Here is a 23,520-nt window from a genome sequence, read left to right as displayed (position 1 = left end):
GCGGTTATTTGGACATGGCCCGGTTTCACAAGGGTTTTGTTGTTCGTCACAAGGCAGGCCGATGATCCGATTTTCCGTTCCCGATGCAGGCGACCATGCCGCGTTTTGCTGATACGCAGCCTGTTTCCGGGGAAGGTAACGCCATGTCCCTTTCGGGCGGCCGTCGCGACGCGATTTTTTTCGTCGTCACGATGCTCTATATCTGGATTTCAGTGGCGCCTTTCGAGAGCCTCGCGGTGCCGCCGGTTCCGCGCGCTGCCGCAAACCAGCTGACCGGGCTGGTGATTGCGCTGATCCTGCTGGTGTTTGCCCTGCGTCACCGGCTGACGGGGCTTTTGCTGCGGCCGCGTCTGCCCATTCTGCTGCTGTTTTCCTGGCTGGTGATTTGCTCGGTGATCGGCACGCAGCCCGGCACCTCGCTGCAGCGCCTGATCTTTACGGCACTGCTGTGTTTCATCACCAGCGTCCTGGTTGTCATGCCAAGGGACCGGCGGCAGTTCGACCGGATGATGGCCGTCTTTGCCATCATTCTTTTGGCGCTTTGTTATTTCGGGGTGATTTTCCTGCGCACCCGCGCGATCCACCAGCCCTTTGATCTCGATGAAAAAGCACTGGCGGGTGACTGGCGTGGCATCTTCAACCACAAGAACGCTGCCGCGCCCGCCATGATCATTCTTTTCATGGTCGGGCTTTATCTGCGCAATGCTTGGTCGACGCTCGGTGGTATCGCGATCACGCTGCTGGCGGGGTTCTTCCTCTGGAAAACCAACGGAAAGACCGCCGCGATGCTGTTGCCCGTCACCATTGCCCTGGTCTGGGTCATGGAAAGACATGCCGCCCGGACATTGTTGATGATCGGCGGCCTTCTCACCTTTCTCAACATCGTCGCGGTCGGTTCCACTTATTTTCCGAGCATACAGAATCTCGTCGAAAGCCTCGGCATCGATTCCACCTTCACGGGCCGGACGGACATATGGCGCCTGTCCTTCGACACGTTCGCGCAATCGCCGATCTTCGGTCAGGGTTTTCAGGCATTCTGGACGAGTGACCGGCTTCTGTCACAGGCCGATATTGCCGGCACCTGGGCGGTCACAGCCTTCCATGCCCATAATGGATATGTCGAAAGCCTGCTGAATGGCGGCTTGCCGGCCTTTATCCTGACCATCATATGGCTCGTCATCATCCCTGCAAATGATTTCCGCACGGCGGTGGACAGGGGAACGGATCCGGGTCTGACGCGGCTTTTTGGACGAATTTGGGTGTATGCCCTGCTTTCTTCGTGTCTTGAGAGTAATTTCTTTACCGGAACCGGGCCTATCTGGTCTTCTCTTCTGATCGCAGTCTATTGTTTGAGGCATCAGGCCTACGACATACTTGAACAGGGGCAGTAATTTGCAGACAGGCCGGGGGGCTATGTATGGCGCAAAAAATCGGGACTTTTGCAGACCGGATCAATAACCGGCTGGTGCGATATTTTCCGGGACCGTCGGCGCGGATCGAGACATCCGAGCCGATCGTCTCCTTCACATTCGACGATGTGCCGGCAAGCGCCTGGACGAAGGGTGCCCGCATTCTCGAAGAGGAGGGCGTCCGCGGGACGTTTTACATTGCGGGCGTTTTTATCGACGGGCGCGATGAACGGCAGGAGATGATTTCCGCCGAGGGCTGTTTCAAGCTCGCCGCGGCAGGCCACGAGCTTGCCTGCCACACCTATTCTCACCGCAAACTGTCGAGTTTTTCACGGCGCGGGCTTGAGGAAGATCTCGACCGCAATGACAGCGTGCTCGGTTCATTCGATGAAAAACGGCACAGCCGGAACTTCTCGGTTCCTTTCGGCATGGCCTCGCCACTCATGCAGCCCCTGTTGCGGCGCAGGTTCAGAACTGTCCGCGGCATCATGCCCGGCATCAACCGGGGCAGCATCGATCCGCATAATCTTGCCGCCGTCGAATTGCGGTCGGATCAGAACTATCTCGACGCCGCTGACCGCTGGCTGGATGATGTGCTGCAAAATGGCGGCTGGCTCGTCATTTTCACCCATGATGTTTCGTCTGCGCCGAGCTTTTACGGTTGCCCGGAGGGCAGGTTTCAGGGGCTCGTCCGCAGGGCGACGTCAGGCGGCGCCAAAGTCATGACGGTTGATGCCGCCGCAACGGCACTCGGTCTGTAAGGAGTGTTGCCAGCAGACACTCCCTGTGCCGGAGGCTGACGCGAGAAGCATGCCGGCTGGCAGGCGGTTCTACTGGCTGGCCCAGATGATACGGGCGATCCATTCCACATCGGCCATATCGAAGCTGCGGTTCGGATGCTCGGGGTTCAGCGACAGAAGCTCGATGTTCTTGGGGCTCTGCCGTGCCAGCACCTTGGCCATCACCTCGCCGTCACGGCTTTTAAGCACCACGCGGTCACCGCGCCGCACCTGCGCGCCGGGTTCCACGATGAGGATGTCGCCGTCTCGGTAAAGCGGCATCATGCTTTCCCCCTGCACTTCGAGTGCGTAGACACCCTGCTTGCGCTCGGGGGAGGAGGGGAACTCCACCACATCCCAGCCCTGGCCTGCCGGAAAGCCGCCATCATCGAAAAAACCGCCGGAGCCGGCCTGCGCGAAACCGAGAAGCGGGATGGCGTTGTCGGCGCCGGAAGGTTGCATCGCCTGCGCCCTGTTGAAGGCATAACCGAAAAACTGGTCGACGCTGGCTCCCGTCGCCTCCAGCACCTTGGAGACGGATTCCGTCGAAGGCCAGCGCTTGCGGCCATCCGGGCCGAAACGTTTCGACTTGTTGAACGAGGTGGGATCGAGACCGGCACGCTTCGCCAGTGCCGAAGGTGTCAGTTCGTGGCGCTTGGCCAGCGTATCGATGGCGCTCCAGATCGTCTCGTGTGAAAGCATGGTAGAAAGCCCGCAGATGGAGCCGGTGGCGGAAAGCTCCTGTCGTTTACCCACCGGAATCTAGACCATATCCGGCCTGGAGTAAAGAAAGGAAAGGAATAAAATCCTTTCTTATGCCACCATGGCCGATGTATTTATCTTGGCGAGCTGGATGACGGCCTGCGTGCGGCTGTCGACCTTCAGTTTCAGCAGGATGGCGGAGACATGCGCCTTGATGGTGGCTTCCGAAACATTCAGCTCATAGGCGATCTGCTTGTTCAGCAGGCCTTCTGCCAGCATGCCCAGAACCCGGCTTTGTTGCGGTGTCAGCGTTCTCAGCCGGCCGATGAGGTCGGCCACGTCAGGGTCCTGTTCCTTTTCGCCCTGATGCCCTGCCGGTATCCAGACATCGCCCTCCAGAACCGCACGGATGCCGTCTCTGATATCGTCGATACCCGAGGATTTGGAAATGAAACCGGAAGCGCCGAGTTCGATCGACCGGCGGACCGTGGTCGCGTCGTCCGTTGCCGAAACGATGACGATCGGCAGGCTGGAAAATTCCGCTCGCAGCGCCATCAGGCCGGAAAAGCCGCTGACCCCCGGCATGGCGAGATCGAGAAGCATCAGGTCGGCGTCGTTACGTGCCGTTGCGGCACTCCGGGCAGCCTCGAAATCTCCCGCTTCCACGATGCTCTGCTGTCCGTCGAGGCCGGATACGGCCTGCTTGAGGGCGCCGCGAAAAAGCGGGTGATCATCTGCAATGATAATGACAAGTTCCGACATTCTGGCCCCCTCCCAAGGGCGTTATGCGGTTCTTTCTCAGGACTGGTACACTCCCTTTGCCGGTGGTCGAAACACGCCCGGCTCCTCCGCCAAAGGTTGCGCCAATCGGTTCCTCATTACAAGAAAAAGCTTGTGGAGAGGCGGCCTTTCAGGCCCGCCGCAATAAAAATGCCGTGGAAACTGTGGACAATCTGCGAGCTTTGCGGCAAATCCCGCTGAGTGGAAAGCCTTGGAGAGCCCTATGCAGGAAACGCCCGCGGTCATCTATAAAATCGTGCCGGAGACGTTATGGAATGCGGCCAGGGCGAAGGGCGTGTTCGAGGGGGCGGCCATCGACCTGACCGATGGCTTCATTCATTTTTCGACGGCAAAACAGGCGGCCGAGACCGCCGCGCGGCATTTTTCCGGCCAGGTCGATCTGCTTCTGATCGCGGTCGACGGTGCGGCCCTCGGCGACAAGCTGGTTTATGAGCCCTCCAGAGGTGGCGATCTTTTCCCGCATCTCTATGCCCCGCTTCCCTTGAGCGCCGTGCTCTGGGAAACGCCGCTTTCGCTCGGTCACGACGGCCAGCACCAGTTTCCGGAGATTTTGTGATGAGCGGATTATTTTCCTCTATCGGCCGCACGGGCCTGTTTCTGGTCGATCCGGAAAAGGCGCATGGGCTGTCCATTGCGGCGCTGAAAAGCGGCTTCCTGCCCACCTGCATGGTGCCGCATGATCCGCGCCTGCAGCAGACGGTTGCCGGCCTCGTCTTTCCCAATCCGCTCGGTATGGCGGCAGGTTATGACAAGAATGCCGAGGTGCCGGGACCGCTTCTCCGGCTCGGTTTCGGCTTCACCGAAATCGGCACGGTCACGCCGAAGGCGCAATCGGGCAATCCCAAGCCGCGTATTTTTCGTCTGGTCGAAGACGAGGGCGTCATCAATCGCCTCGGTTTCAACAATGAAGGCCATGCGGCTGCGCTGGAACGTCTGAAGCAGGCAAAACTGCGCGGCATCGTCGGTGTCAACATCGGCGCCAACAAGGATAGCGAAGACCGCATCGCCGATTATGTGCAGGGCATCGAGGCGTTTTACGCGGTCGCATCCTATTTCACCGTCAATATTTCCTCGCCCAATACGCCCGGCCTGCGTGACCTGCAGGCGCGCGAAAGCCTGGCCGCTCTTCTCAGCGCCGTGCTGGAACGCCGCAAGGCGGAAGCGGAACGCTTCGGTAAACGCATCCCGGTTTTCCTCAAGATCGCGCCCGATCTGACTGAAGAGGGGCTGGACGATGTTGCGGAAGAGGCGCTCGCCCATGACCTCGATGGTCTGATTGTCTCGAACACCACGCTCTCCCGCGAAGGCCTGCGACCCGGCCCGCACAAAAGCGAGACCGGCGGCCTGTCCGGCAAGCCGTTGTTCGAGCTTTCCACCGCGGTTCTCGCCAAGATGCGCCGGCGCGTCGGCGGCGATCTGCCGATCATCGGTGTCGGTGGTGTTTCATCCGCGGAAACGGCCTTGGAAAAGGTGAGGGCAGGGGCCGATCTCGTGCAGCTTTATTCCTGCATGGTCTATGAAGGCCCCGGCCTGCCCTCGGCCATCGTCAAGGGCTTGTCGAAGCTGGTCGCTCGCGAGGGCGTGGAGTCGATCCGCGATCTGCGCGACAGCGCGGTGGACCGCTGGGCTGACCGCAAGCTCGGCTGAATACGGTCCGACGGGTAGAAGTCCTGCGTAAATTAGGGGAGGTCTTCCTGCGTTGGCCTCTCCTGTCCTCATCCCTGTGTCTGTCACGGGATTCGGCCAGCCCAGGTCCTTGGTTGAAAAGTCTCCCTCCGCCACGCAGACATGCGTCGGAAGGATTCTTTTGACGAACACAGGAGTGAGGGCGGAGGGTATCCCCCGCTACCTCATGCGCAAAGCACCATGGCCCAATAGGGCCGGTTGCGGCTGGCGGCGTCATAGGCCACCGCGACGCCAAGACCATTATAGGGTCCGAGCATGTTTTCGAGATGGTGTTTCGAACCGATCCAGGCTTTGACGACACGCTCGACGCTGTCCTGCCCGGCGGCCACGTTTTCCGCGGCCGGAAGCGGCACATTGCCATCCTTCATGCGGATAAGGAAACTGTCGGTGAGGCCGATCAGATGCGCCATCTTCTGTGCCTTGACCATGCGGCCGGCCTGATAGGCGGCGGCACCGCTGGCGGCACCATTGATGGCGAGCGGTGAAAGCCCCTTCGAGCGGCGCAGATCGTTGACCATTGGAAGCGCCGCCGCCGTCTCATCGCGGGTGCCTGATGGCATTCCCTTGTTGGTGGGCATGGAAACGCAGGCGGAAAGGACGGAGCCGGCGGAAATCAGCACGAAGCCGCGCCGGGTAAGCGTCTGAAGTGATGTATCGGTCATGTCAGCGGCGATAGCTCAGAAGGCGCAGGATGATGAAAACGGGAATGACGATCGTGGCTCCGAGGATCAGATAGTCGCCGATCGCGCCCAACGCATGGAAACCGCTGCGCCACAGGTCGACCACGAAATCGCGCGCGCCGTAGATGATGTTCCACGGCGTCAATCCGAAGATTGCCATCAGAAAGCCGACGAGCAATGAAACGACGAGCAGCTTCACCACGGTGCGAGCCACCGTATCACCCAGCATTTTGTTGACCTCACCGGCCATCAGCAAGTCTCCTGTTTTGTCCTGACATATGGGGCGCACCGCTTCGATGCAAGTTTTCGCGCATTATATCGCGCCATATCGGTCAATTCCACGCAGGGGCCATGAAATAGGACTTGAGTTTTTTTATGGCTTGATAAATGACAGCCGGCATCTTCTCAGGAATCATTGATGGCCCCAAACCAGTTTTCTTCCGGTGACGTCATTGCCGACCGCCGGGCCGACTATGCCCGCATGTTGGCGGAAGGCGGTGATTATCCCGCCGCCGCCGAACTTATGGAACAGGCGCTTGAACTTGCGCCACGGTGGACGGCGGGATGGTTTCGCTTCGGGGAATATCACGAAAAGGCGGGGGAGACCGCAAAAGCCGTGGCGGCTTACGAGAAAGTCGCCACGCTGGATACGGAAGGGCTGTTTGCAGCCGAACTGAAGCTTGCGGTTCTCGGCGCCGCCGAAACACCCGAACAGCCGCCGAGCCGTTATGTGGAAGGGCTGTTCGACGACTATGCCGACCGTTTCGAAACCTCGCTTGTTGAGAAGCTGGACTACAGCGTGCCGCAAAAGCTGGCGGAACTGATCGGCAGGGAGGCGAAAGGCAGCGCCTTTGACACTGTCGTCGATATTGGCTGCGGCACCGGCCTCCTTGGTGTCGAAATCCGCCCCCTCGCAAAACGGCTCGAGGGTTTCGATATTTCCCAGAACATGCTGGCCAAGGCGGAGGAAAAGGATCTTTACGATCATCTCGGTCAGGCCGATCTTTCGCTGGACGAAGAGGCCTCGGGACTGTTCAGCCCCACACTTGCGCAGCACCGCGCCGATCTCGTCGCCGCCGCCGACGTGATGATGTATCTCGGCAGTCTTGAAACCGTCATGCCGCTCGTTTCCGCTTTGCTCAAGCCATCGGGCTTCTTCGCCTTCTCGGTGGAGGATGCGGGAGATGAGGAAGGGTTCATCCTGCGGGAATCCCTTCGTTACGCCCATTCCAAAGGCTACGTGACCGAGCTTCTTGAGCGGACGGGCTTTTCCCTCATCGAAATCCGCAAAACCACCATTCGCAAGGATGCCGGAAAACCCCTTTCCGGCATTCTCTTTCTTGCCCGCGCCAGAGGCTGAGCATTCCGTTTCTTGCCTTTTTCACGATAGGTCAGTCTTGCTTACTTATCCATCTTGATCCGGTATTTTTTGCAGTGCAAAATATGCCGGAAACCTGAGGGAAAAGCGTGAGCAGAACGAGAAGCGTTTACAGCATGTGGAGTTCCGATCCGGCCAGACATGCGCCGGTGGAAGACGTGCAGGGCATCGTCACCGGCGCCATCGTCTCGGCGCTCGGCTTTTATCTCCTGAACAAGGTCGGCCTTTTGACCGGCGGCACCGCCGGCGTTGCCTTCCTCCTGCATTACGCCTTTGGCATCAGCTTCGGTCTGCTGTTCTTCCTCGTCAACCTGCCGTTTTATTACCTCTCCTTCCGCCGCCTCGGTCTCGCCTTTTCGTTCAAGACCTTCATCGCCATCGGCCTTGTTTCTGTGCTGACGGAAGTGGAGGCGCGCTGGATGGTCATCGACAGCATCAACCCGCTCTGGGCGGCGCTGCTTGGCGGTCTGCTTCTGGGTTATGGGTTGCTGGCACTTTATCGCCACCGCGCCAGCCTCGGTGGCATCGGCATTCTGGCCATCTACATTCAGGACCGTTTCGGCATTCGTGCCGGTCTCATCCAGCTCGCCTTCGATGCCTTCGTCATGCTCTGCGCCTTCCTCGTCATCGATCCGGCTACCGTTGTCTATTCGATTGTCGGGGCCTTCGTTCTCAACATGTTTCTTGCCATCAATCACCGCTCGGACAGATACATTGTCGTGCGTTGAACTGCGTACTTGAAATCCGCCGGGCTTGGGCGCAATAGCTGGGCCAGATCGGGCAAGTCAGGGGAAAATGCATGGACGATACCAGTGCGCGCAGGCGATTGAACCTTTGGACGTCTGCGCCGGATCGCCATTCGCTGCTGGAAGATGCGCAGGCCATTCTGGCGGGCAGCATGCTGATTTCACTTGGCGTCACGCTGTTTTCCGCCGCCGGTCTTTTGACGGGTGGTGTGGTGGGTCTTGCGTTTCTGGCGCATTACGCCAGTGGCTTCAGCTTCGGCGCGCTGTTTTTTCTCGCCAATCTGCCGTTTTATTACCTCGCCTTCCGCCGCCTCGGCCTCGCCTTCACCATCAAGACCTTCTGCGCCATCGCCATGACGGCACTGCTGTCCGAATATTTGCCGGGCTTTTTCGCTTTTGAGAGCATCAATCCGATTGCCGCCGCACTCTTTGGCGGATTGACGGTTGCCGCCGGCATGCTGGCTCTGTTTCGCCACCGCACCAGCCTCGGCGGTTTCGGCATATTGGCGCTTTATCTGCAGGATCGTTTCGGCTGGCGTGCCGGGCTCGTGCAGCTCGCCTTTGACGGCATGGTGCTGGCCTGCTCCTTTTTCGTCGCGACGCCTTTCGTCATCCTCTGCTCCATCCTCGGCGCGCTGGTCATGAACCTCACCCTTGCCGTCAATCACAGAAACGACCGCTACATCGCCATGTAGCGGCCGCCCGGTTTCGGTCGGGTAATTCAGGCTGCCTTGGCTGCCGCATCCACCGGGTGCTGCGAGCGGAAGCCCACGGCGATGCGGTTCCATGTATTGATGGCGCCGATGGCAACCGTGATCTTCACGATATCTTCCTCGGAAAAATGCGCCTTCAGGGTCTCGAAGGCATCGTCCGGTGCACCGGTTTCGGCGATCTTCGTCACCGCATCCACCCAGCCGAGCAGTGCCCGTTCCTGTTCGGTATAGACAGGCGATTCCCGCCAGACGCTCATCAGGTTGATCCATTGTTCGGCAAGACCGTCATGGCGGCTTTCCTTCACATGCATGTCCACACAGAAGGCGCAGCCGTTGATGATCGAGGCACGCAGCTTGATGAGGTGAACGAAGCGGCGCTCAAGGCCACTGCTCTGGACGTAATTTTCCAGCGCCATCACGGCCTTGAAGGCTTCGGGAGATGCCTTGGCATAGTTGATACGGGTTTTCATGGGTCTCTCCATTGGTTGTGGTTTGTTTAAAGGCATGCGGTATCGATCCGGAAAGCTGCGAGGCTTTCCGGTATTCGTGCTGGCAAGTCGTTCGGTCGCCCTGTCTTTCCGGGTCTCAGCGCACGGCTGTCTTGCGCTCGTTCAACTCCAGGAAGGCGCAGCCGCGCGCGGCAATCCCGCCATCGTCCGTGGCGGCAAGATCACCCAGAATGTCGGCGATGCTGGTTTTGGCAAGTTCCGCCCGATAGACCTTCTCCGCTTTCAGCATCGCGGCATTGATGCCGCAGGGTTTGGTGAAATATCGTCCCGGCAAGGGGTTCGGTCCGCGCTGGCGGAGTTCGGCGCAGCGGAAGGCTGGCTGTGGTCCCTCCACGGCCAGCACGATGTCCAGCAGCGTGATCCTGTCGGTCGCCCGGGCCAGGCGGTAACCGCCCTTCGGCCCCGGCACGGTGGCGACTATGCCTGCATTCGACAGCGACTGCAGGTGCTTGAGAAGATAGCTCGTGGAAACGCCGTGGAATTCCGCCAGCGCCGCTGCGGACAGCACGCCGTCTTCGGAAAGGCCCGCCAGCATGCCCACGCTATGAATGGCCTGTTCCACGCCGTCCCCAAGCTTCATCGGTCTTTCCCGTGTCCCGTTGTCTCAGTATCGTGGATATTATTTATCCATGATTCTGTTTTCCTGTCAAGCGGAGGTGTAGCGCTCTTCTTTTTCGCAGGTTTTTCACTACCTTGAAGGGGTGAAGCACACCGAGTCCCCCACTTCCGGCACACATGTCGGCACCTTGCCCCTTCCATTCCAGAAATGGTTTGCTGAAAAAGGGTGGTCTCAGCGCGCCCATCAATTGGAATTGATGGCGCGGGCGCGTGGTGGTGAAAACATGCTGCTGATCGCGCCGACGGGTGCCGGCAAGACGCTGGGCGGCTTCATGGCTTCGCTCACGGATCTGGCGGAGCGCGGCAAGGTGCCGGCGGGCTCCGGTTTCGTCGGTGTGCACACGCTTTATATCTCGCCGCTCAAGGCGCTGGCTGTGGATATAGAGCGCAATCTGACAAAACCCGTCTTCGAAATGGGTCTGCAAATCTCCATTGAAACCCGCACCGGCGATACGCCGCAGGGCAAACGTCAGCGCCAGAAGGTCAAGCCGCCCGATATTCTGCTGACGACGCCTGAACAGGTGTCGCTGCTGCTGGCCAACAAGGAAGCGGAACGCTTTTTCCGTGACCTGAAATATGTGGTGCTGGACGAGCTGCATTCGCTCGTCACCTCCAAACGCGGCCATCTGCTGGCGCTGGCGCTTGCCCGGGTGCGCCGGCATGCGCCCGATGTGCGTTTCATCGGCCTTTCGGCGACGGTGGCGGAGCCGATGGATTTGCGCCGTTATCTCGCGCCGCAGGGGCAGGGTGAGCCGCCCGCTGGCCTCATCACCGTCGAAGGCGGGGCAAAGCCGGATATTTCCATCCTGAACACGGAAGAGCGCATCCCATGGTCCGGCCATTCGGCACGTTACGCCATGAAGGATTTGTATGCTGCGCTGAAGGACCACCAGACGACGCTGATCTTCGTCAACACCCGCTCGCAGGCGGAGCTGATCTTCCAGGAACTCTGGACCATCAATGACGACAACCTGCCGATTGCGCTGCATCACGGTTCGCTGGATGCCGGCCAGCGCCGCAGGGTGGAAGCGGCCATGTCGGAGAACAGATTGCGCGCCGTCGTCGCCACCTCGACGCTCGATCTCGGCATAGACTGGGGCGATGTCGATCTCGTCGTGCATGTCGGCGCGCCGAAAGGGGCGAGCCGCCTTGCCCAGCGCATCGGCCGCGCCAATCACCGCATGGACGAGCCATCAAAGGCGATCCTCGTTCCCGCCAACCGTTTCGAGGTGATGGAGTGCCGGGCAGCACTTGATGCCAATTATATCGGCGCGCAGGATACGCCCCCCATTGCCGAAGGCGCGCTCGATGTTCTCGCCCAGCATGTGCTCGGCATGGCCTGCGCCGAACCTTTCGATGCCGAAGATCTCTATCGTGAAGTCACGAGCGCTTCGCCCTATGCGGATCTGCCGCGCGTCACCTTCGACCGGGTGGTGGATTTCACCGCGACAGGCGGTTATGCGCTGCGGACCTACGAGCGCTACGCCCGCATCCGCCAGATGAAGGATGGCCGCTGGCGCGTCTCCAATCCGGCGGTCGCACAGCAATATCGTCTGAACCTCGGCACCATTGTCGAGGCCGCTGAACTCAATGTCCGCATGGTCAAGCGTAATGCCAAAGGCACGGTCGGGCGTGGCGGCATGTCGCTCGGCAAGGTCGAGGAATATTTCCTCGAGCAGCTGGTGCAGGGCGATACGTTCCTCTTTGCCGGCAAGGTGCTGCGCTTCGAAGGTATCAGGGAGAATGAATGTCTGGTGTCGCAGGCCTTCTCCATGGACCCGAAGATACCCTCCTATGCCGGCGGCAAGTTCCCGCTCTCCACCTACCTCGCGGATCAGGTGCGCTCCATGCTTGCCGATCCTGCCCGCTGGCAGGCGCTTCCGGATCAGGTGCGTGACTGGCTGGCGATCCAGAAGGAAAAATCGATCATCCCCAAGCGTGAGGAACTGCTGGTCGAGACGTTCCCCTTCCGCAAGCGCTTCTTCATGGTCATGTACCCCTTCGAGGGACGGCTGGCGCACCAGACGCTGGGCATGCTTCTGACGCGGCGGCTGGAACGGGCCGGCGCAAAACCCATGGGTTTCGTCGCCACCGATTATTCGCTCGCCATCTGGGCCATGGAAGACATCGGCCTGCGGCTGAAATCCCGCCGCCTGTCGCTGGCAAATCTTCTCGATGAGGATATACTGGGCGATGATCTGGAGGCATGGCTGGACGAATCCTTCATGCTGAAGCGCACTTTCCGCAACTGCGCCGTCATTTCCGGCCTCATCGAGCGCCGTCATCCGGGCAAGGAAAAGACCGGCCGGCAGGTCACGGTCTCCGCCGATCTTATTTATGACGTTCTTCGCAGCCATGAGCCGGATCATATACTGCTGGAAGCGACGCGGCGCGATGCGGCGGCGGGACTTTTGGACATTGGCCGTCTTGGCGATATGCTGAAGCGAATCAAGGGCCACACCACCCACCGCGCGCTGGAACATGTCTCGCCGCTTGCCGTTCCGGTCATGCTGGAAATCGGCCGCGAGACGGTGGCGGGTGAGGCGATGGACGATGTGCTTGCCGAGGCCGCCGACGAGCTGATCGCGGAAGCCATGTCCTGAAGCATCTGGGCGGAATGAAGGAACAAGGGTAAAAGTGCTGAGCCGGCTGACATTGAGCGAGCGATTTTCGAATGGCTTCGAATGCCTTGGCAGCGAAACCGCCATCAATGGCGTTGCTGCCTGGTGCGATCCGCTCGGCGGGCTTTACCTGCCGGACCTGTCGCTGCTCGTCGTCTCCGACCTGCATCTTGAAAAGGGCGCCGCCTTCGCCCGGCGCGGGCGCATGCTGCCGCCCTACGACACCATCGCCACCCTCAAGATATTATCTTCCCTTATCAGTCGCTATGATCCGAAGATCGTCGTCAGCCTCGGCGACAATTTCCACGACCGCGTCGGTTCCGAGCATCTGCCATTGATGCTGCGCGAACTCATCCGTGAAATGGCCCGTGGCCGCGAATGGATATGGATCAACGGCAATCACGATCCGGATGGCACCGTCGATTTGCCGGGCTCTTCGGTGGACGAGATGTTTTACGGCAATCTCACCTTCCGCCATGAGCCGAAGCTGGGCGATGCCGCCGGGGAAATCGCCGGGCACCTGCATCCCTCCGCGACCGTTCGCCGCCGTGAAAAGACGGTGCGGCGGCCCTGTTTCGCCACGGATGGCTCACGTCTGTTGATGCCGGCATTCGGGGTCATGAGCGGCGGGCTGGATTTGCGCCATAAGGCCATGCGCGGCCTGTTCGATCACGCGGCGCTCGTCGCGCATCTGATGGGTCGGGACCGCATCTATCCGGTGCGATTTTCCAGTCTGCTCGGCTGAGCGTATCATCGCCGTTATCTCTTTGTTTTACGCATTGTCCGGACGTAAAACCGCTGCGTACTTTTGACGGAAATGCTCTATTGCCGGTAGACCAGAACCGGTATCTTCGAATTTTTCAGCACCTTGGCCGTGACGCTGCCGAGCAGCATTTCGATGAAGCTCCTGCGCCGGTGCGAGGCCATGGCGATGAGGTCGCAGCCGGTCTTGTCGGCGATTTCGATGATCGCCTCGTCCGGCCGCCCCGCACGCGCCAGCAGCGCCTCGCAATCGAGCCCCATGGCCGCGGCATGGGCTTGCGTATCGCGCAGCAGATGCTCCGCTTCCTCACAACGGTGGAATTCTTCTTCGGCAATGGCGGCAATGTCCTCGACGTCGCTCGCAATCACGTGGAAGGGTTCCGATACCGTCACGACAGTCACCTTTGCGCCTGCCTCCCTGGCGAGAGCGAACCCTTGGTCGATTGCGATCTGCGCCAGCGGCGAGCCATCGGTGGGAATGAGAATGTGCTTGAACATGACATTTCTCCTTTTCATCCCGGTCACAACCGCACTTACCGCCATGATCTGCATGCGTGGTTGTAACGCCTTGAATTTTACCGCAAACCGTTAAAGGAAGCGAATGCTATCTTTATCCCCCGGCTGCGGCCGGCGATCTCTTTTTAGGGATGAAAAAAAGTCAGTCCTTGCGGAAGATGATGCTGGCGCCCCAGCCGGTCACGACGGCCAGCAGAACGCAGAGCGCGCCGTAAGCAAGCGGCGTCTGGTGCGCCGCATCGGTGATCGCCTGCTCCATGCCGGTCTTGACGACGCGCAGTTTCAGCTCGCGCTGGGCGATGAATTTGCCGCTCTTGAAGAGATAGGCGCGCGCCGTATGCACGCCATTCGGCACGTTGGCGGGCAGGCGAAGCGTCGCCCAGAACAGGCCGGTGCGCTCAAGTCTCACCCCGGTCGTGTCATTGCGATAGATGCCGCTTGAAAGCTTCAGGCGCCGATAGGCCTCCTGAAAATCGAAGACATTGTCGGGCACGCCGGAAAACACCGCGCTTTTGAGCGACAGATGATCGACGCCGAGCCCCATGGCCCGCAAGGTCCCGGCAGAAGCGATATCGGTAATGTCACGCGTGCTGGCCATGGAATAGGATTCCGGCAGCGGCGTGAAGGTGATCGCACTGGTATTGATCCAGATGCCCGCAACACGCTCCTTCTTGCGCACGGTCATATAGTCGGTCGGACCTTCCAGCGTGACGACAATGTCATACTGGCCGATTGCCAGAAGCAGCTGGTCGGTATTGTTGAGTGCGCCGAAAAGGGTGAAATCCGCCCCGCGAAAATCCGACGCGATGGGAATTTCCGTCGTCGATGCGCCGATTTCGATATTTTCCTGCAATGACCGCTGTTGCGGGCCGGGCGGCAGGGCAAGCGGTGGTGTCTGCGCCCAGGCGGCTCCGCCAAGCGCAAGACAGGGTAACAGGAAAAGCGCCACAAGCAGCAGGCGGAAGGTCAATAGCCCAGCCCCCCCACGGCGACCGAAAACAGGTCTTCGGGCCGTACCACCAGCGATACGGCAAGGCGGAGGGCGACGGCGAGGACGAGAAGCGCCAAAAGCGCGCGCAGCTGTTCACCGCGTAGTTTTTGCCCCACACGCACGCCGTATTGCGCGCCGATGACGCCCGCCACCATCAGGATGAAGGCCAGCACCACATCGACGGAATAGTTGGTCGCCGCCTGCACGATGGTCGTATAGGCGGTCACGAAAATGATCTGGAACAGCGAAGTGCCCACGACCACATTGGTCGGGATGCGCAGCAGATAGATCATCGCCGGCACCATGATGAAACCGCCGCCGACACCCATGATCGAGGTGAGGATGCCGATGCCGAATCCGAGGGTGACGACGGGAATGATGCTGAGATAGATCTTTGATTTCTTGAACCGCATTTTCAGCGGCAGGCGGTGCACCCAGTTGTGATGGCCCGGCCGGCGCAGCGTCACCGTTTCGTTGCGGGCCGCGCGGCGGAGGGCCGAAATGCTCTCCTTCAGCATCAGCCCGCCAACAGTACCGAGCAGGATGACGTAGAGCAGCGAGACGATGAGATCGAGCTGGCCGATACTGCGCAGGAAGGAGAATATCCATACGCCGATCGTCGCCCCGACCAGACCGCCGACCAGCAGCACGCTGCCGAGTTTGACATCCAGCGTGCCGCGCCGGAAATGCGTGATCGAGCCGGAGACGGAGGAGGCAACCACCTGGTTTGCGCCGGTCGCCACGGCCACCACGGGTGGAATATTGTAGAAGATCAGAAGCGGGGTGATCAGAAAGCCGCCGCCCACGCCGAACATGCCGGACAGAAAACCGACGGCCGCGCCCATGCCGAGAATGATGAAAATATTCACCGACAGTTCTGCGATCGGCAGATAGACAGTCACGGCTCGGACCTCGGGCAAATGGTTCCGGGCGGCAGGGCTTGTCCGGGTGAGGGGGCCGCGCCGCGATTTACACTTTCTGTCTGAAAAGACCGGGCATGCCCGGCCTTCATCCGTCATGCCCGCGAGGGCCTGACCTGTCAACATTCAACGGTAAATACGTTGATAATTTGGAAAGATAGCGATCGTGCGTGGGCAGGCCGCCACATTCCTGCACCGGGTCGCATGGAAGCGGCCGAAAGGCCGCTTCGTATGTGAAGCAGAGGTTATTTGTTGCGGGCGAGAAGCGCAGTCACCAGTTCGTTGGTAATGCGCCCGTCCGGCGTCTGGCCGACGGATTTCTGGAAGTCCTTGATGGCGGTCACGGTGTTCTTGCCGAGCTTGCCATCCGGCTGGCCGGCATCAAAGCCGTTCTTGTTCAGGATCGCCTGAATGTTGCGGATCGCCTTTTCCATGTCCACGGAAGCGGTCTTCACCCCTTCCTTGCCGGCCCATTCCTCCGGCGGATTGACACTGTTGGCGTCCTCCGAAAGCGGCTTTACCTTCCATGCGTCCATCTTGGCCTTGGCGCTCTGAAGCTGCTGCGGGTTCATCGCTCCGGCAACCTCGTCGCGCTTCTGGGCGGCGTCCGTGTCTCCATCCTTGGCGGCAATGGCGAACCATTTGTAGGATTCCTCGATATCCTGCTTCACGCCGCTGCCACGGGCATAAAGAATGGCGAGGTTGAACTGGCTGTCGCGCACACCGAGTTCGGAAGCCTTGATGAACCATTGTGCCGCAGAGGCGAAATCCGGCTGGCCGGCCGCATCGGACGCAAGCAGGACCGCGAGATTGTGCATGGCGCCAGCATTGCCCTGTTCAGCAGCCAGCGTGTAATAGCGCTTGGCTTCGGGCAGGTTGCGCTCGACGCCGTTCGCCTTCTCGTAAAGATTGGCGAGACGATATTGCGCCGGCGCAAGGCCGCGATCCGCCGCGAGCTTGTACCATTTCGCGGCTTCCGCACGGTCGGCGGTAACACCGCGACCATCGGTATAACGCGTGGCGATCTCGAACAGCGCCTGGGTGTCGCCCTTGGCGGCGGCTTCGGCTAGCGATGCGGGCTCGATGCCGGCGGGGACCGCGATGGCGTCCTGGTCGGGAACGGCCGTGGTGGTGACCTCGGCCGGTTTCGGCGCGTTGTTCTGCGCGACGGTGTCGGAATCTGCCGCATCCACGGCGGGAACATCGGCGACCGGCGGCTCGTCAGGCAGCGGCGCGCCGCCGACGGTGCGGGGATCGATGGTGTTCTGCGCGGGTGCGCTGTTCTCGATGCTGTCGGCCGATGCCGCCTGCTCCGGATCGATGGCGAGATCGGACGGAATGGTCACGGCCTTCTCACCGGCTTCGGGAAGCGCGGAAACCGGGCCATTGTCCATCTTCTGCTCGATGACCGGTGCCGGGGCTTCGGCGCCGCCGATCAGCGTCTTGACGAGCGGCATGGTCATCATGGCGAGAAGAATGGCGCCGATGCCGAGCAGCAACGGACGGCGATAGCGCGAAAGCGCCGAGCCCTCGGCCTTGCGGCTCTTCTTGCCGGTTTCAAGCTTCTCCGGCGATGTTTCCATGGCGGCGGCCTGCGCTGCGCGGCGGGCAGCGGCGATGAAATCCGTCCGTCCTTCGGCATCCGCAGCCTTGCCGCTGGCGGCCACCTGGCTGGCGCGCACGCGTTCCAGTATCTTCTTGATATCAGGCGCACCCGAACCCGGTTCCAGAAGTTCGTTTTCCTGGCCCGCCGGCAGAACGTCAATCGGATCGAGCGAGGGGGCGGGTTCCACCTGCGTGCGAGCGGAGGCGGCCGATACGGGTTCTTCCACGGCTTTGACGGTCTTCGCCGTGCCGGCCTTGAACCGTTTCGTCAGCCCGGCAAGCAGGCTCTTCTTTTCCGCCTTGGCGGGCTTGGCGGCGGCGGGCGGCACGACGGCCATCGCATCCGCGTCCTTCTCGTCAGCATCGAGAATGGCCTGCTCTTCAGCGATATAACCTTCCTCCGGGAAAATGGCGGCCGGCATGGCCACCTCTTCACGGGCGGGGGCGACCATAGGCTGCGCGACGTTGCGGGGCGCGGCCTCTTCGCGGTAGGCGGGAGCGTTGTCGAGGCTGTCGAGACGGCCTGCGATCTGCACCAGCGTTTCATGCAGCGCTTCGAAAGTACGGTGTGTGCGTTCTTCGGTGTTGCGGCTCAGGGCTTCGAGGTTGCGCAGATCGGTTGCGAGATCCGTCAGCATCGTCATGTCGGCGAGGTTTGTGCCGGCAGAGAGGTTGTTGCGTGTATAGGCGTCGAGAACCGCCTCGGCGGCCTGCCGGGCCGCTTCGATGATATATTCGTCGTTCGACGCCATATAGTCCTCGATCGCCGCCATGCGGGCGTCGAGTTCCGGCGACAGGCTTGCCTGCGTGTGCACGGGCTGGCTGATCAGCGTGGAGAGATGGGCGATCTGGTTTTCGAGGCTTGCCAGCGCATGGCTGTCTGCCGGTGCGGCATGGGCGCTCTCATCCAGACGGGCAGCGATATTGCCGAGCCGTTCTTCCAGACGTGAGAAGGCGCTTTCGCTGAGGCCCGGTGCCGGTTGCGGCTGGCTGTAGCGATAGTCGAGGTCCTCGATGCGACGCGAGAGCGTATCGAGCCGCTCGGCGAGGCCGTCATTGACGGCGCCATGATCCAGCGCATCGATCTTGCGGGAAATGTCGCTGAGGAAAGACGTCAGTTCCGCCTGCTGCGAGGGGCGCTGCGACCGCTCCAGAAGCAGCGAAAGCTGGTCCAGCCGCTCGTGCAGCTGGGCGGCGTCGCGGGCGGTGCTGAGCTCATCGATCTTGCCGGCCAGCGCTTCAAGGCGGGCGGTGAGGTCCTGCGCCGGTTCCGGCTTGGCGGCGGCAAGCCGGTTGATATCGCCGAGCTGTTCGGCAAGACCGTTCAGACGGGTTTCCAGCCGCTGCGCCAACGCATTGTCCGTGGCCTGCGCATTGGCGCGCGTGCCGGTAGCGGCAATGGCGCGGCTGATTTCGTCGAGCCGTTGGTCGAGGCCGGAAAACTGTTCGGTAAAGGCCGCTTCGTTCGGCTGCATGTGCTTGCCGAGCTGCTCCACGGCGCTGGCAATCGCGATCAGCTTGTCTTCGAGCACGCGCACGGCCGGATTGTTGCTCATGCCACCAAGCTGCGTCTTGATGTCATCGAGACGATAGGCGAGCGAAACGATTTCGTCCTGCAACGCGCCGGCATCGAAACCGCGCAGCGTGTCTTCCACATTGTTCCAGCGGCTTTCGATCCGGTGCACGCTGTCCTCACGCGCAAGCTGGTCGATCGTCAGGCGCAGGTCCTCGAACTCGTTGCGCAGCCCGTAGGCGTCGGGAGATGCCAGATTGCCGAGCTGGTCGATGCTGCCGGCAAGCCGTGCGATGTCGTCGCGCAGGTCACCGATGAATTGCTGGTCTTCCGCCACCGCGCGGATATTGCGGATTTCGGCGCGCAGTCCCTGCGCCTCGCGGGCGACGCCCTCGGTTATATCGTGCTTCAGCTCGTGCCGGAGATTGACCAGCGCCTGCGCGATCTCCTGCAGGGCCACATCATTGCGCTGCTGCTCCTGATAGGGCGGAATGGCCCGCGCACGCGGGGCGGAGGAGGCGGCCGCGGCTTGCGTGTCCCTTGGCCGGTATTCCGGCGCAAGCGGTCTGGTAATGGTTCGTTCCGGACGCGCCGCCGGTTCCTGGGGACGCTGGAAGCTCGTCTCCAGAAGGCGCTGGCGCTGGCGAATTTCGTTGACAGGGTCGAGTTGTGGCGGGGTGACGCTGGCGCGCGGCTCACGCGGCGCGGCATAGGCCTCGTTCTTCGGCTCGACCTGTGCGCTCGCGGCTCGCGGCTCGCGCGGGAATTTCTGGCTCATCAGCCCTTCAATGCGGGCTTCAAGGCCTTCAATGGTGCGATTGAGCGCATCAAGAGACGATCTGTCGCCTGGCTGTTGGGTTTTCGATCGCAATCCGTTCATCTTCTCGCTCGCTTCGCTTCCGCCCGCCGTGCCCGGTTGTCTGTCGCGACGTTGCCTGCCTGGGCATGCCGTCGCCGCAACATGCAGCAATTCCAGAGCCGGTATTTGCCCCCTGGAGGAAAATGCGCCGATGAACGAAGCAGTTACCTCTTGTCGGAGAATTCACGAAACGTGGTAAAGAAGTGGTTAACTATGGTCGGAATTTTTTAACTTTTGTGGCGCATGGCGGGCCTGTGCCCGGCCGGACGTCCATTCGGTAAAAAGGGGAGGCGATATTCAGCGGAAATTTATTTGACGTTTACGCGCACGTCAAATATTGTCGTCCCATATCGCCGGATCGGCTCCGGCTGCCACGATGCGGAGGAACATCGGTAATGCCTGTTTACAAGGCCCCAGTCAAAGACACGCTTTTTATCCTGAACGACGTTCTCGGCCTGGAGCGGTATAACAACCTGCCCGGCTTCGAGGATGCAACCCCTGACATGATCGAGGCCATCACTGGCGAGGCAGCCAAGCTTGCCGAAGAGCGGCTTTTCCCGCTCAACCTTTCCGGCGACAGCCAAGGCTGCAAGCGCGCCGATGACGGCTCGGTTTCCGTGCCTGACGGTTTCAAGGACGCTTATGACGCCTATTGCGAAGGTGGCTGGATCGGCCTTGCCGTTCCGCCGGAATTCGGCGGGCAGGGCCTGCCCTATACGCTGCACGCCGCCATCGGCGAATATATGTCGTCGGCCAACCTGTCGCTGATGATGTATCCCGGCCTGACGCAGGGTGCGATTGCCGCGATCCTCGTGCATGGCACGCAGGAACAGAAGGACACCTATCTGCCGAAGATGGTTGAAGGCACGTGGTCTGGCACCATGAACCTGACCGAACCCCATTGTGGCACCGATCTCGGCCTTCTGCGCACCAAGGCCGTGCCGCAGGCTGACGGCAGCTACAGAATTTCCGGCCAGAAGATTTTCATCTCCGCCGGCGAACATTCCATGACGGACAATATCGTCCATCTGGTGATCGCCCGCATCGAAGGCGCGCCTGAGGGCACCAAGGGCATTTCGCTCTTCATCGTGCCGAAGTTCCTGGTCAAGGAAGACGGCGCGCTGGGTGAGCGCAACGGCGTCACCTGCGGCGCCATCGAACACAAGATGGGCATTCACGGCAATGCCACCTGCGTCATGAATTATGACGACGCGACGGGTTATCTTCTGGGCGCTGAGAACAAGGGCCTTTCGGCCATGTTCGTGATGATGAACGAGGCTCGCCTCGGCGTCGGCCTGCAGGGGCTTTCGGTGGGTGAGATCGCCTATCAGAACGCTGTCGAATACGCCCGTGAGCGCATTCAGGGCCGCTCGCTTTCTGGCGCCAAGTTCCCGGACAAGAAGGCCGATCCGATCATCGTGCATCCCGATATCCGCCGCACGCTGATGACCATCAAGGCCTATAACGAGGCCGGCCGCGCTTTCCTTCTGTGGACCGCGCTGCAATCCGACATCGCCCACCGCGCCACCGACGAAAAGCAGCGCCAAGTGGCGGACGATCTGCTCGGTCTCGTCACACCGATCCTGAAAGGCGTTTTGACCGACAAGGGCTTCGACCATGCCGTGATGGCGCAGCAGGTCTTCGGCGGCCATGGCTACATCGAGGAACATGGCATGAGCCAATATGTCCGCGATGCGCGTATCACCATGATCTACGAAGGTGCCAACGGCATTCAGGCGCTCGATCTGGTCGGCCGCAAGCTCGGCATGAATGGCGGCCGCGCCGTCATGGCGCTGTTCAAGGAAATCGGTGATTTCTGCGAGGAAAACCGTGCCGATGAAAAGCTCAGCCTTTACACCAAGGGCCTGAAGAAGGGCTTGAACGACCTGCAGGCCGCAACCATGTGGTTCATGCAGAACGCCATGGCCAAGCCCGACAATGCCGGTGCCGGTTCGACCGACTACATGCATCTCTTCGGCATCGTGGTGCTGGGCTACATGCAGGCGCGCATGGCGAAAGCAGCGAGCGAAGCGCTTGCCGCAGGCAGCGCTTCGGACGAGGATTACCTCAAGACCAAGCTTGTCACGGCGAAGTTTTATATGGAGCGCATCATGCCGGAAACGGCGCTGCGCAAGGCCCGCATCGAAACCGGCGCGGACACCATGATGGAACTGGCTGCGGAAGCATTCTGAGGACGAGGGTTTCGATGGTTACTAAGGCAGATTTAACAGATTGGGTAGTCGAGGCGCTAAAGGCGAATAAAGGCGAAGGATCTATTCTGTACGTAGCCCAGTATATTTGGGACCATCATGAAAAGGACCTGCGCGGGCATGATCTTTTTTATTCGTGGCAATATGACATGCGATGGGCAGCGACGGAGTTGAGAAAAAAAGGCCGTCTGGTTGCCGCTGATGACGATCGCCGCGGAAAATGGACGCTTAAATGAGTTTGGTGCACTGAGAATACGGTGCAAGGGAGAGAGTTTATGACCGACGTTTTTATCTACGACCATGTCCGCACCCCGCGCGGACGCGGCAAGAAGGATGGCAGCCTGCATGAGGTGCCTTCCGTTCGCCTGGCCGCCAAGACGCTGGAAGCCATCCGCGACCGCAACGGGCTGGACACCTCCACTGTCGATGACATCATCATGGGCTGCGTCGATCCTGTCATGGATGCCGGTGCGGTGATCCCCAAGGCTGCCGCCTTCGAGGCCGGTTATTCCAACAGGGCCCCGGGCATGCAGATCTCGCGCTTCTGCGCCTCGGGTCTGGATGCCATCAACTTCGCGGCCGGCAAGGTCAAGGCCGGGTCTGACGATATTGTCATTGCCGGCGGCGTTGAAAGCATGTCCCGTGTCGGCATGGGCATGTCGGGCGGCGCCTGGTACATGGACCCTTCGGTCAACTTCCCGGCCTTCTTCATGCCGCAGGGCGTCTCGGCCGATCTCATTGCCACGAAATACGGTTTTTCCCGTGACGATGTCGATGCCTATGCCGTCGAGAGCCAGAAGCGCGCGGCGCATGCCTGGGAAAAGGGCTATTTCAACAAGTCGGTCATTCCGGTGAAGGACCAGAACGGCCTGACGATCCTTGACCGTGACGAGCATATGCGTCCCGGCACGGACATGCAGGCGCTGGCCTCGCTCAACCCGTCCTTCCAGATGCCGGGTGAAATGGGCGGCTTCGAAGCCGTCGGCATCATGGCCCATCCGGAAGTGGAACGGATCAATTATGTCCATCACGCCGGCAATTCGTCCGGCATTGTGGATGGCGCCGCTGCCGTGCTGGTTGGCTCGAAGGCGGGCGGCGAGGCGATGGGTGTGAAACCGCGCGCCCGCATCAAGGCTTTCGCCAATATCGGCTCCGACCCGGCGCTGATGCTGACCGGCCCGGTGGATGTGACCGAGAAGCTTCTGAAAAAGACCGGCATGTCGATTGCCGATATCGATCTTTTTGAACTGAACGAGGCCTTCGCCGCTGTTGTGCTGCGTTACTGCCAAGCCTTCGACATCGGCCACGACCGGATGAACGTCAATGGCGGCGCCATCGCCATGGGCCATCCGCTCGGTGCAACCGGCGCGATGATCCTCGGCACGGTGCTGGATGAACTGGAGCGGCGCGATCTGAACACCGCGCTCGTCACGCTCTGCATCGGCGCAGGCATGGGCACGGCGACGGTTATCGAGCGGGTTTGAGAGGCTTCGGCTGACACC

General features: G+C 60.7%; 22 protein-coding genes. 12 read left to right on the top strand and 10 right to left on the bottom strand.

The window, feature by feature from the left end; genetic code table 11:
- The first annotated feature begins 95 nt into the window (after nt 1-95).
- On the top strand, nt 96-1,391 hold the full coding sequence (gene uppY, locus N434_RS01050; RefSeq protein ID WP_065116119.1) for a Wzy-type polysaccharide biosynthesis protein UppY: 1,296 nt from the start codon (nt 96-98) through the stop codon (nt 1,389-1,391).
- Between the two features lie 26 nt (nt 1,392-1,417).
- The gene (locus N434_RS01045) at nt 1,418-2,170 is read left to right on the top strand and encodes a polysaccharide deacetylase family protein (RefSeq protein ID WP_065114789.1); all 753 of its coding nucleotides are present in this window, start codon (nt 1,418-1,420) and stop codon (nt 2,168-2,170) included.
- A 69-nt stretch (nt 2,171-2,239) separates the two neighbouring features.
- On the opposite strand, the gene N434_RS01040 is transcribed toward N434_RS01045, so the two are convergent.
- Together N434_RS01040 and N434_RS01035 are read right to left on the bottom strand one after the other, a co-directional pair.
- Nucleotides 2,240-2,890, bottom strand: coding sequence for a S24 family peptidase (locus N434_RS01040; RefSeq protein ID WP_065114790.1), 651 nt, complete (start codon nt 2,888-2,890; stop codon nt 2,240-2,242).
- A 111-nt stretch (nt 2,891-3,001) separates the two neighbouring features.
- Nucleotides 3,002-3,652 (bottom strand): response regulator, encoded by a 651-nt coding sequence (locus tag N434_RS01035; protein WP_065114791.1) that lies wholly within the window; start codon nt 3,650-3,652, stop codon nt 3,002-3,004.
- A gap of 241 nt (nt 3,653-3,893) precedes the next feature.
- Between N434_RS01035 and N434_RS01030 the strand changes: the two genes are divergently transcribed.
- Nucleotides 3,894-4,247, top strand: a complete 354-nt coding sequence (locus N434_RS01030; protein ID WP_110755569.1) for a DUF952 domain-containing protein — start codon at nt 3,894-3,896, stop codon at nt 4,245-4,247.
- On the top strand, nt 4,247-5,338 hold the full coding sequence (locus N434_RS01025) for a quinone-dependent dihydroorotate dehydrogenase (protein WP_110755567.1): 1,092 nt from the start codon (nt 4,247-4,249) through the stop codon (nt 5,336-5,338). The genes N434_RS01030 and N434_RS01025 overlap by 1 nt, the downstream gene beginning before the upstream one ends.
- Before the next feature lie 203 nt (nt 5,339-5,541).
- Here the strand turns inward: N434_RS01025 and N434_RS01020 are convergent, their stop codons facing one another.
- Both N434_RS01020 and N434_RS01015 read right to left on the bottom strand, forming a co-directional pair.
- Nucleotides 5,542-6,039, bottom strand: coding sequence for a CAP domain-containing protein (locus tag N434_RS01020; protein ID WP_065114794.1), 498 nt, complete (start codon nt 6,037-6,039; stop codon nt 5,542-5,544).
- A 1-nt stretch (nt 6,040) separates the two neighbouring features.
- A complete protein-coding gene (locus N434_RS01015) occupies nt 6,041-6,307 on the bottom strand; it encodes a DUF6460 domain-containing protein (RefSeq protein WP_003493739.1) in 267 nt (88 codons plus the stop codon).
- 168 nt (nt 6,308-6,475) lie between these two features.
- Between N434_RS01015 and N434_RS01010 the strand changes: the two genes are divergently transcribed.
- The 3 genes from N434_RS01010 to N434_RS01000 all read left to right on the top strand — a co-directional run bounded on the left by N434_RS01010 (nt 6,476) and on the right by N434_RS01000 (nt 8,876).
- Entirely contained in the window at nt 6,476-7,417 is a 942-nt protein-coding gene (locus N434_RS01010; RefSeq protein WP_161991587.1) for a class I SAM-dependent methyltransferase, read from the top strand.
- A gap of 134 nt (nt 7,418-7,551) precedes the next feature.
- A complete protein-coding gene (locus N434_RS01005; RefSeq protein WP_026363783.1) occupies nt 7,552-8,163 on the top strand; it encodes a YitT family protein in 612 nt (203 codons plus the stop codon).
- Nucleotides 8,164-8,234: 71 nt separating this feature from the next.
- Complete coding sequence (locus N434_RS01000) at nt 8,235-8,876, top strand: YitT family protein (protein WP_110755565.1); 642 nt, start codon at nt 8,235-8,237, stop codon at nt 8,874-8,876.
- A gap of 26 nt (nt 8,877-8,902) precedes the next feature.
- On the opposite strand, the gene N434_RS00995 is transcribed toward N434_RS01000, so the two are convergent.
- Both N434_RS00995 and N434_RS00990 read right to left on the bottom strand, forming a co-directional pair.
- The gene (locus N434_RS00995) at nt 8,903-9,364 is read right to left on the bottom strand and encodes a carboxymuconolactone decarboxylase family protein (RefSeq protein ID WP_110755564.1); all 462 of its coding nucleotides are present in this window, start codon (nt 9,362-9,364) and stop codon (nt 8,903-8,905) included.
- Between the two features lie 115 nt (nt 9,365-9,479).
- The gene (locus N434_RS00990) at nt 9,480-9,983 is read right to left on the bottom strand and encodes an RrF2 family transcriptional regulator (protein WP_110755562.1); all 504 of its coding nucleotides are present in this window, start codon (nt 9,981-9,983) and stop codon (nt 9,480-9,482) included.
- A gap of 121 nt (nt 9,984-10,104) precedes the next feature.
- Between N434_RS00990 and N434_RS00985 the strand changes: the two genes are divergently transcribed.
- Complete coding sequence (locus N434_RS00985; protein ID WP_110755560.1) at nt 10,105-12,624, top strand: ligase-associated DNA damage response DEXH box helicase; 2,520 nt, start codon at nt 10,105-10,107, stop codon at nt 12,622-12,624.
- Nucleotides 12,625-12,658: 34 nt separating this feature from the next.
- Entirely contained in the window at nt 12,659-13,387 is a 729-nt protein-coding gene (gene pdeM, locus N434_RS00980) for a ligase-associated DNA damage response endonuclease PdeM (protein WP_110755558.1), read from the top strand.
- A gap of 77 nt (nt 13,388-13,464) precedes the next feature.
- On the opposite strand, the gene N434_RS00975 is transcribed toward pdeM, so the two are convergent.
- From N434_RS00975 to podJ, 4 genes are all read right to left on the bottom strand, one after another.
- The gene (locus tag N434_RS00975) at nt 13,465-13,902 is read right to left on the bottom strand and encodes a universal stress protein (RefSeq protein ID WP_065114800.1); all 438 of its coding nucleotides are present in this window, start codon (nt 13,900-13,902) and stop codon (nt 13,465-13,467) included.
- 160 nt (nt 13,903-14,062) lie between these two features.
- Nucleotides 14,063-14,890 (bottom strand): TIGR02186 family protein, encoded by an 828-nt coding sequence (locus tag N434_RS00970; protein WP_110755556.1) that lies wholly within the window; start codon nt 14,888-14,890, stop codon nt 14,063-14,065.
- Nucleotides 14,887-15,813: a sulfite exporter TauE/SafE family protein gene (locus tag N434_RS00965; protein ID WP_110755554.1), complete on the bottom strand. Its 927-nt coding sequence runs from the start codon at nt 15,811-15,813 to the stop codon at nt 14,887-14,889. The genes N434_RS00970 and N434_RS00965 overlap by 4 nt, the downstream gene beginning before the upstream one ends.
- 263 nt (nt 15,814-16,076) lie before the next feature.
- Nucleotides 16,077-19,829, bottom strand: coding sequence for a cell division protein PodJ (podJ, locus tag N434_RS00960; RefSeq protein WP_110755920.1), 3,753 nt, complete (start codon nt 19,827-19,829; stop codon nt 16,077-16,079).
- 374 nt (nt 19,830-20,203) lie between these two features.
- On the opposite strand from podJ, the gene N434_RS00950 reads away from it, so the two are divergent.
- Genes N434_RS00950 through N434_RS00940 form a run of 3 tightly spaced genes read left to right on the top strand, consistent with a single transcriptional unit; the run spans nt 20,204 to nt 23,502 of the window.
- Nucleotides 20,204-22,000 (top strand): acyl-CoA dehydrogenase C-terminal domain-containing protein, encoded by a 1,797-nt coding sequence (locus N434_RS00950; protein WP_110755552.1) that lies wholly within the window; start codon nt 20,204-20,206, stop codon nt 21,998-22,000.
- Between the two features lie 14 nt (nt 22,001-22,014).
- Nucleotides 22,015-22,254 carry a hypothetical protein gene (locus N434_RS00945; protein WP_078051282.1) on the top strand — a complete coding sequence of 80 codons (240 nt, stop codon included), beginning with the start codon at nt 22,015-22,017 and terminating at the stop codon, nt 22,252-22,254.
- A gap of 39 nt (nt 22,255-22,293) precedes the next feature.
- Nucleotides 22,294-23,502, top strand: coding sequence for an acetyl-CoA C-acetyltransferase (locus tag N434_RS00940; protein ID WP_065114803.1), 1,209 nt, complete (start codon nt 22,294-22,296; stop codon nt 23,500-23,502).
- Nucleotides 23,503-23,520: the final 18 nt, after the last annotated feature.

This window comes from Rhizobium sp. UGM030330-04, assembly GCF_003208455.1.
In the GTDB taxonomy this organism is placed as follows: Bacteria; Pseudomonadota; Alphaproteobacteria; order Rhizobiales; family Rhizobiaceae; genus Agrobacterium; species Agrobacterium rhizogenes_A.
The sequence above is the reverse complement of the archived record's forward strand: the minus strand, read 5'-3'. Positions and strand labels throughout refer to the sequence as shown.

Coding starts and splice junctions, on each gene's coding strand:
- uppY (WP_065116119.1), top strand. CDS start 96: ATGCCGCGTTTTGCTGATACGCAGCCTGTTTCCGGGGAAGGTAACGCC.
- N434_RS01045 (WP_065114789.1), top strand. CDS start 1,418: ATGGCGCAAAAAATCGGGACTTTTGCAGACCGGATCAATAACCGGCTG.
- N434_RS01040 (WP_065114790.1), bottom strand. CDS start 2,890: ATGCTTTCACACGAGACGATCTGGAGCGCCATCGATACGCTGGCCAAG.
- N434_RS01035 (WP_065114791.1), bottom strand. CDS start 3,652: ATGTCGGAACTTGTCATTATCATTGCAGATGATCACCCGCTTTTTCGC.
- N434_RS01030 (WP_110755569.1), top strand. CDS start 3,894: ATGCAGGAAACGCCCGCGGTCATCTATAAAATCGTGCCGGAGACGTTA.
- N434_RS01025 (WP_110755567.1), top strand. CDS start 4,247: ATGAGCGGATTATTTTCCTCTATCGGCCGCACGGGCCTGTTTCTGGTC.
- N434_RS01020 (WP_065114794.1), bottom strand. CDS start 6,039: ATGACCGATACATCACTTCAGACGCTTACCCGGCGCGGCTTCGTGCTG.
- N434_RS01015 (WP_003493739.1), bottom strand. CDS start 6,307: ATGGCCGGTGAGGTCAACAAAATGCTGGGTGATACGGTGGCTCGCACC.
- N434_RS01010 (WP_161991587.1), top strand. CDS start 6,476: ATGGCCCCAAACCAGTTTTCTTCCGGTGACGTCATTGCCGACCGCCGG.
- N434_RS01005 (WP_026363783.1), top strand. CDS start 7,552: ATGTGGAGTTCCGATCCGGCCAGACATGCGCCGGTGGAAGACGTGCAG.
- N434_RS01000 (WP_110755565.1), top strand. CDS start 8,235: ATGGACGATACCAGTGCGCGCAGGCGATTGAACCTTTGGACGTCTGCG.
- N434_RS00995 (WP_110755564.1), bottom strand. CDS start 9,364: ATGAAAACCCGTATCAACTATGCCAAGGCATCTCCCGAAGCCTTCAAG.
- N434_RS00990 (WP_110755562.1), bottom strand. CDS start 9,983: ATGAAGCTTGGGGACGGCGTGGAACAGGCCATTCATAGCGTGGGCATG.
- N434_RS00975 (WP_065114800.1), bottom strand. CDS start 13,902: ATGTTCAAGCACATTCTCATTCCCACCGATGGCTCGCCGCTGGCGCAG.
- podJ (WP_110755920.1), bottom strand. CDS start 19,829: ATGAACGGATTGCGATCGAAAACCCAACAGCCAGGCGACAGATCGTCT.
- N434_RS00950 (WP_110755552.1), top strand. CDS start 20,204: ATGCCTGTTTACAAGGCCCCAGTCAAAGACACGCTTTTTATCCTGAAC.
- N434_RS00945 (WP_078051282.1), top strand. CDS start 22,015: ATGGTTACTAAGGCAGATTTAACAGATTGGGTAGTCGAGGCGCTAAAG.
- N434_RS00940 (WP_065114803.1), top strand. CDS start 22,294: ATGACCGACGTTTTTATCTACGACCATGTCCGCACCCCGCGCGGACGC.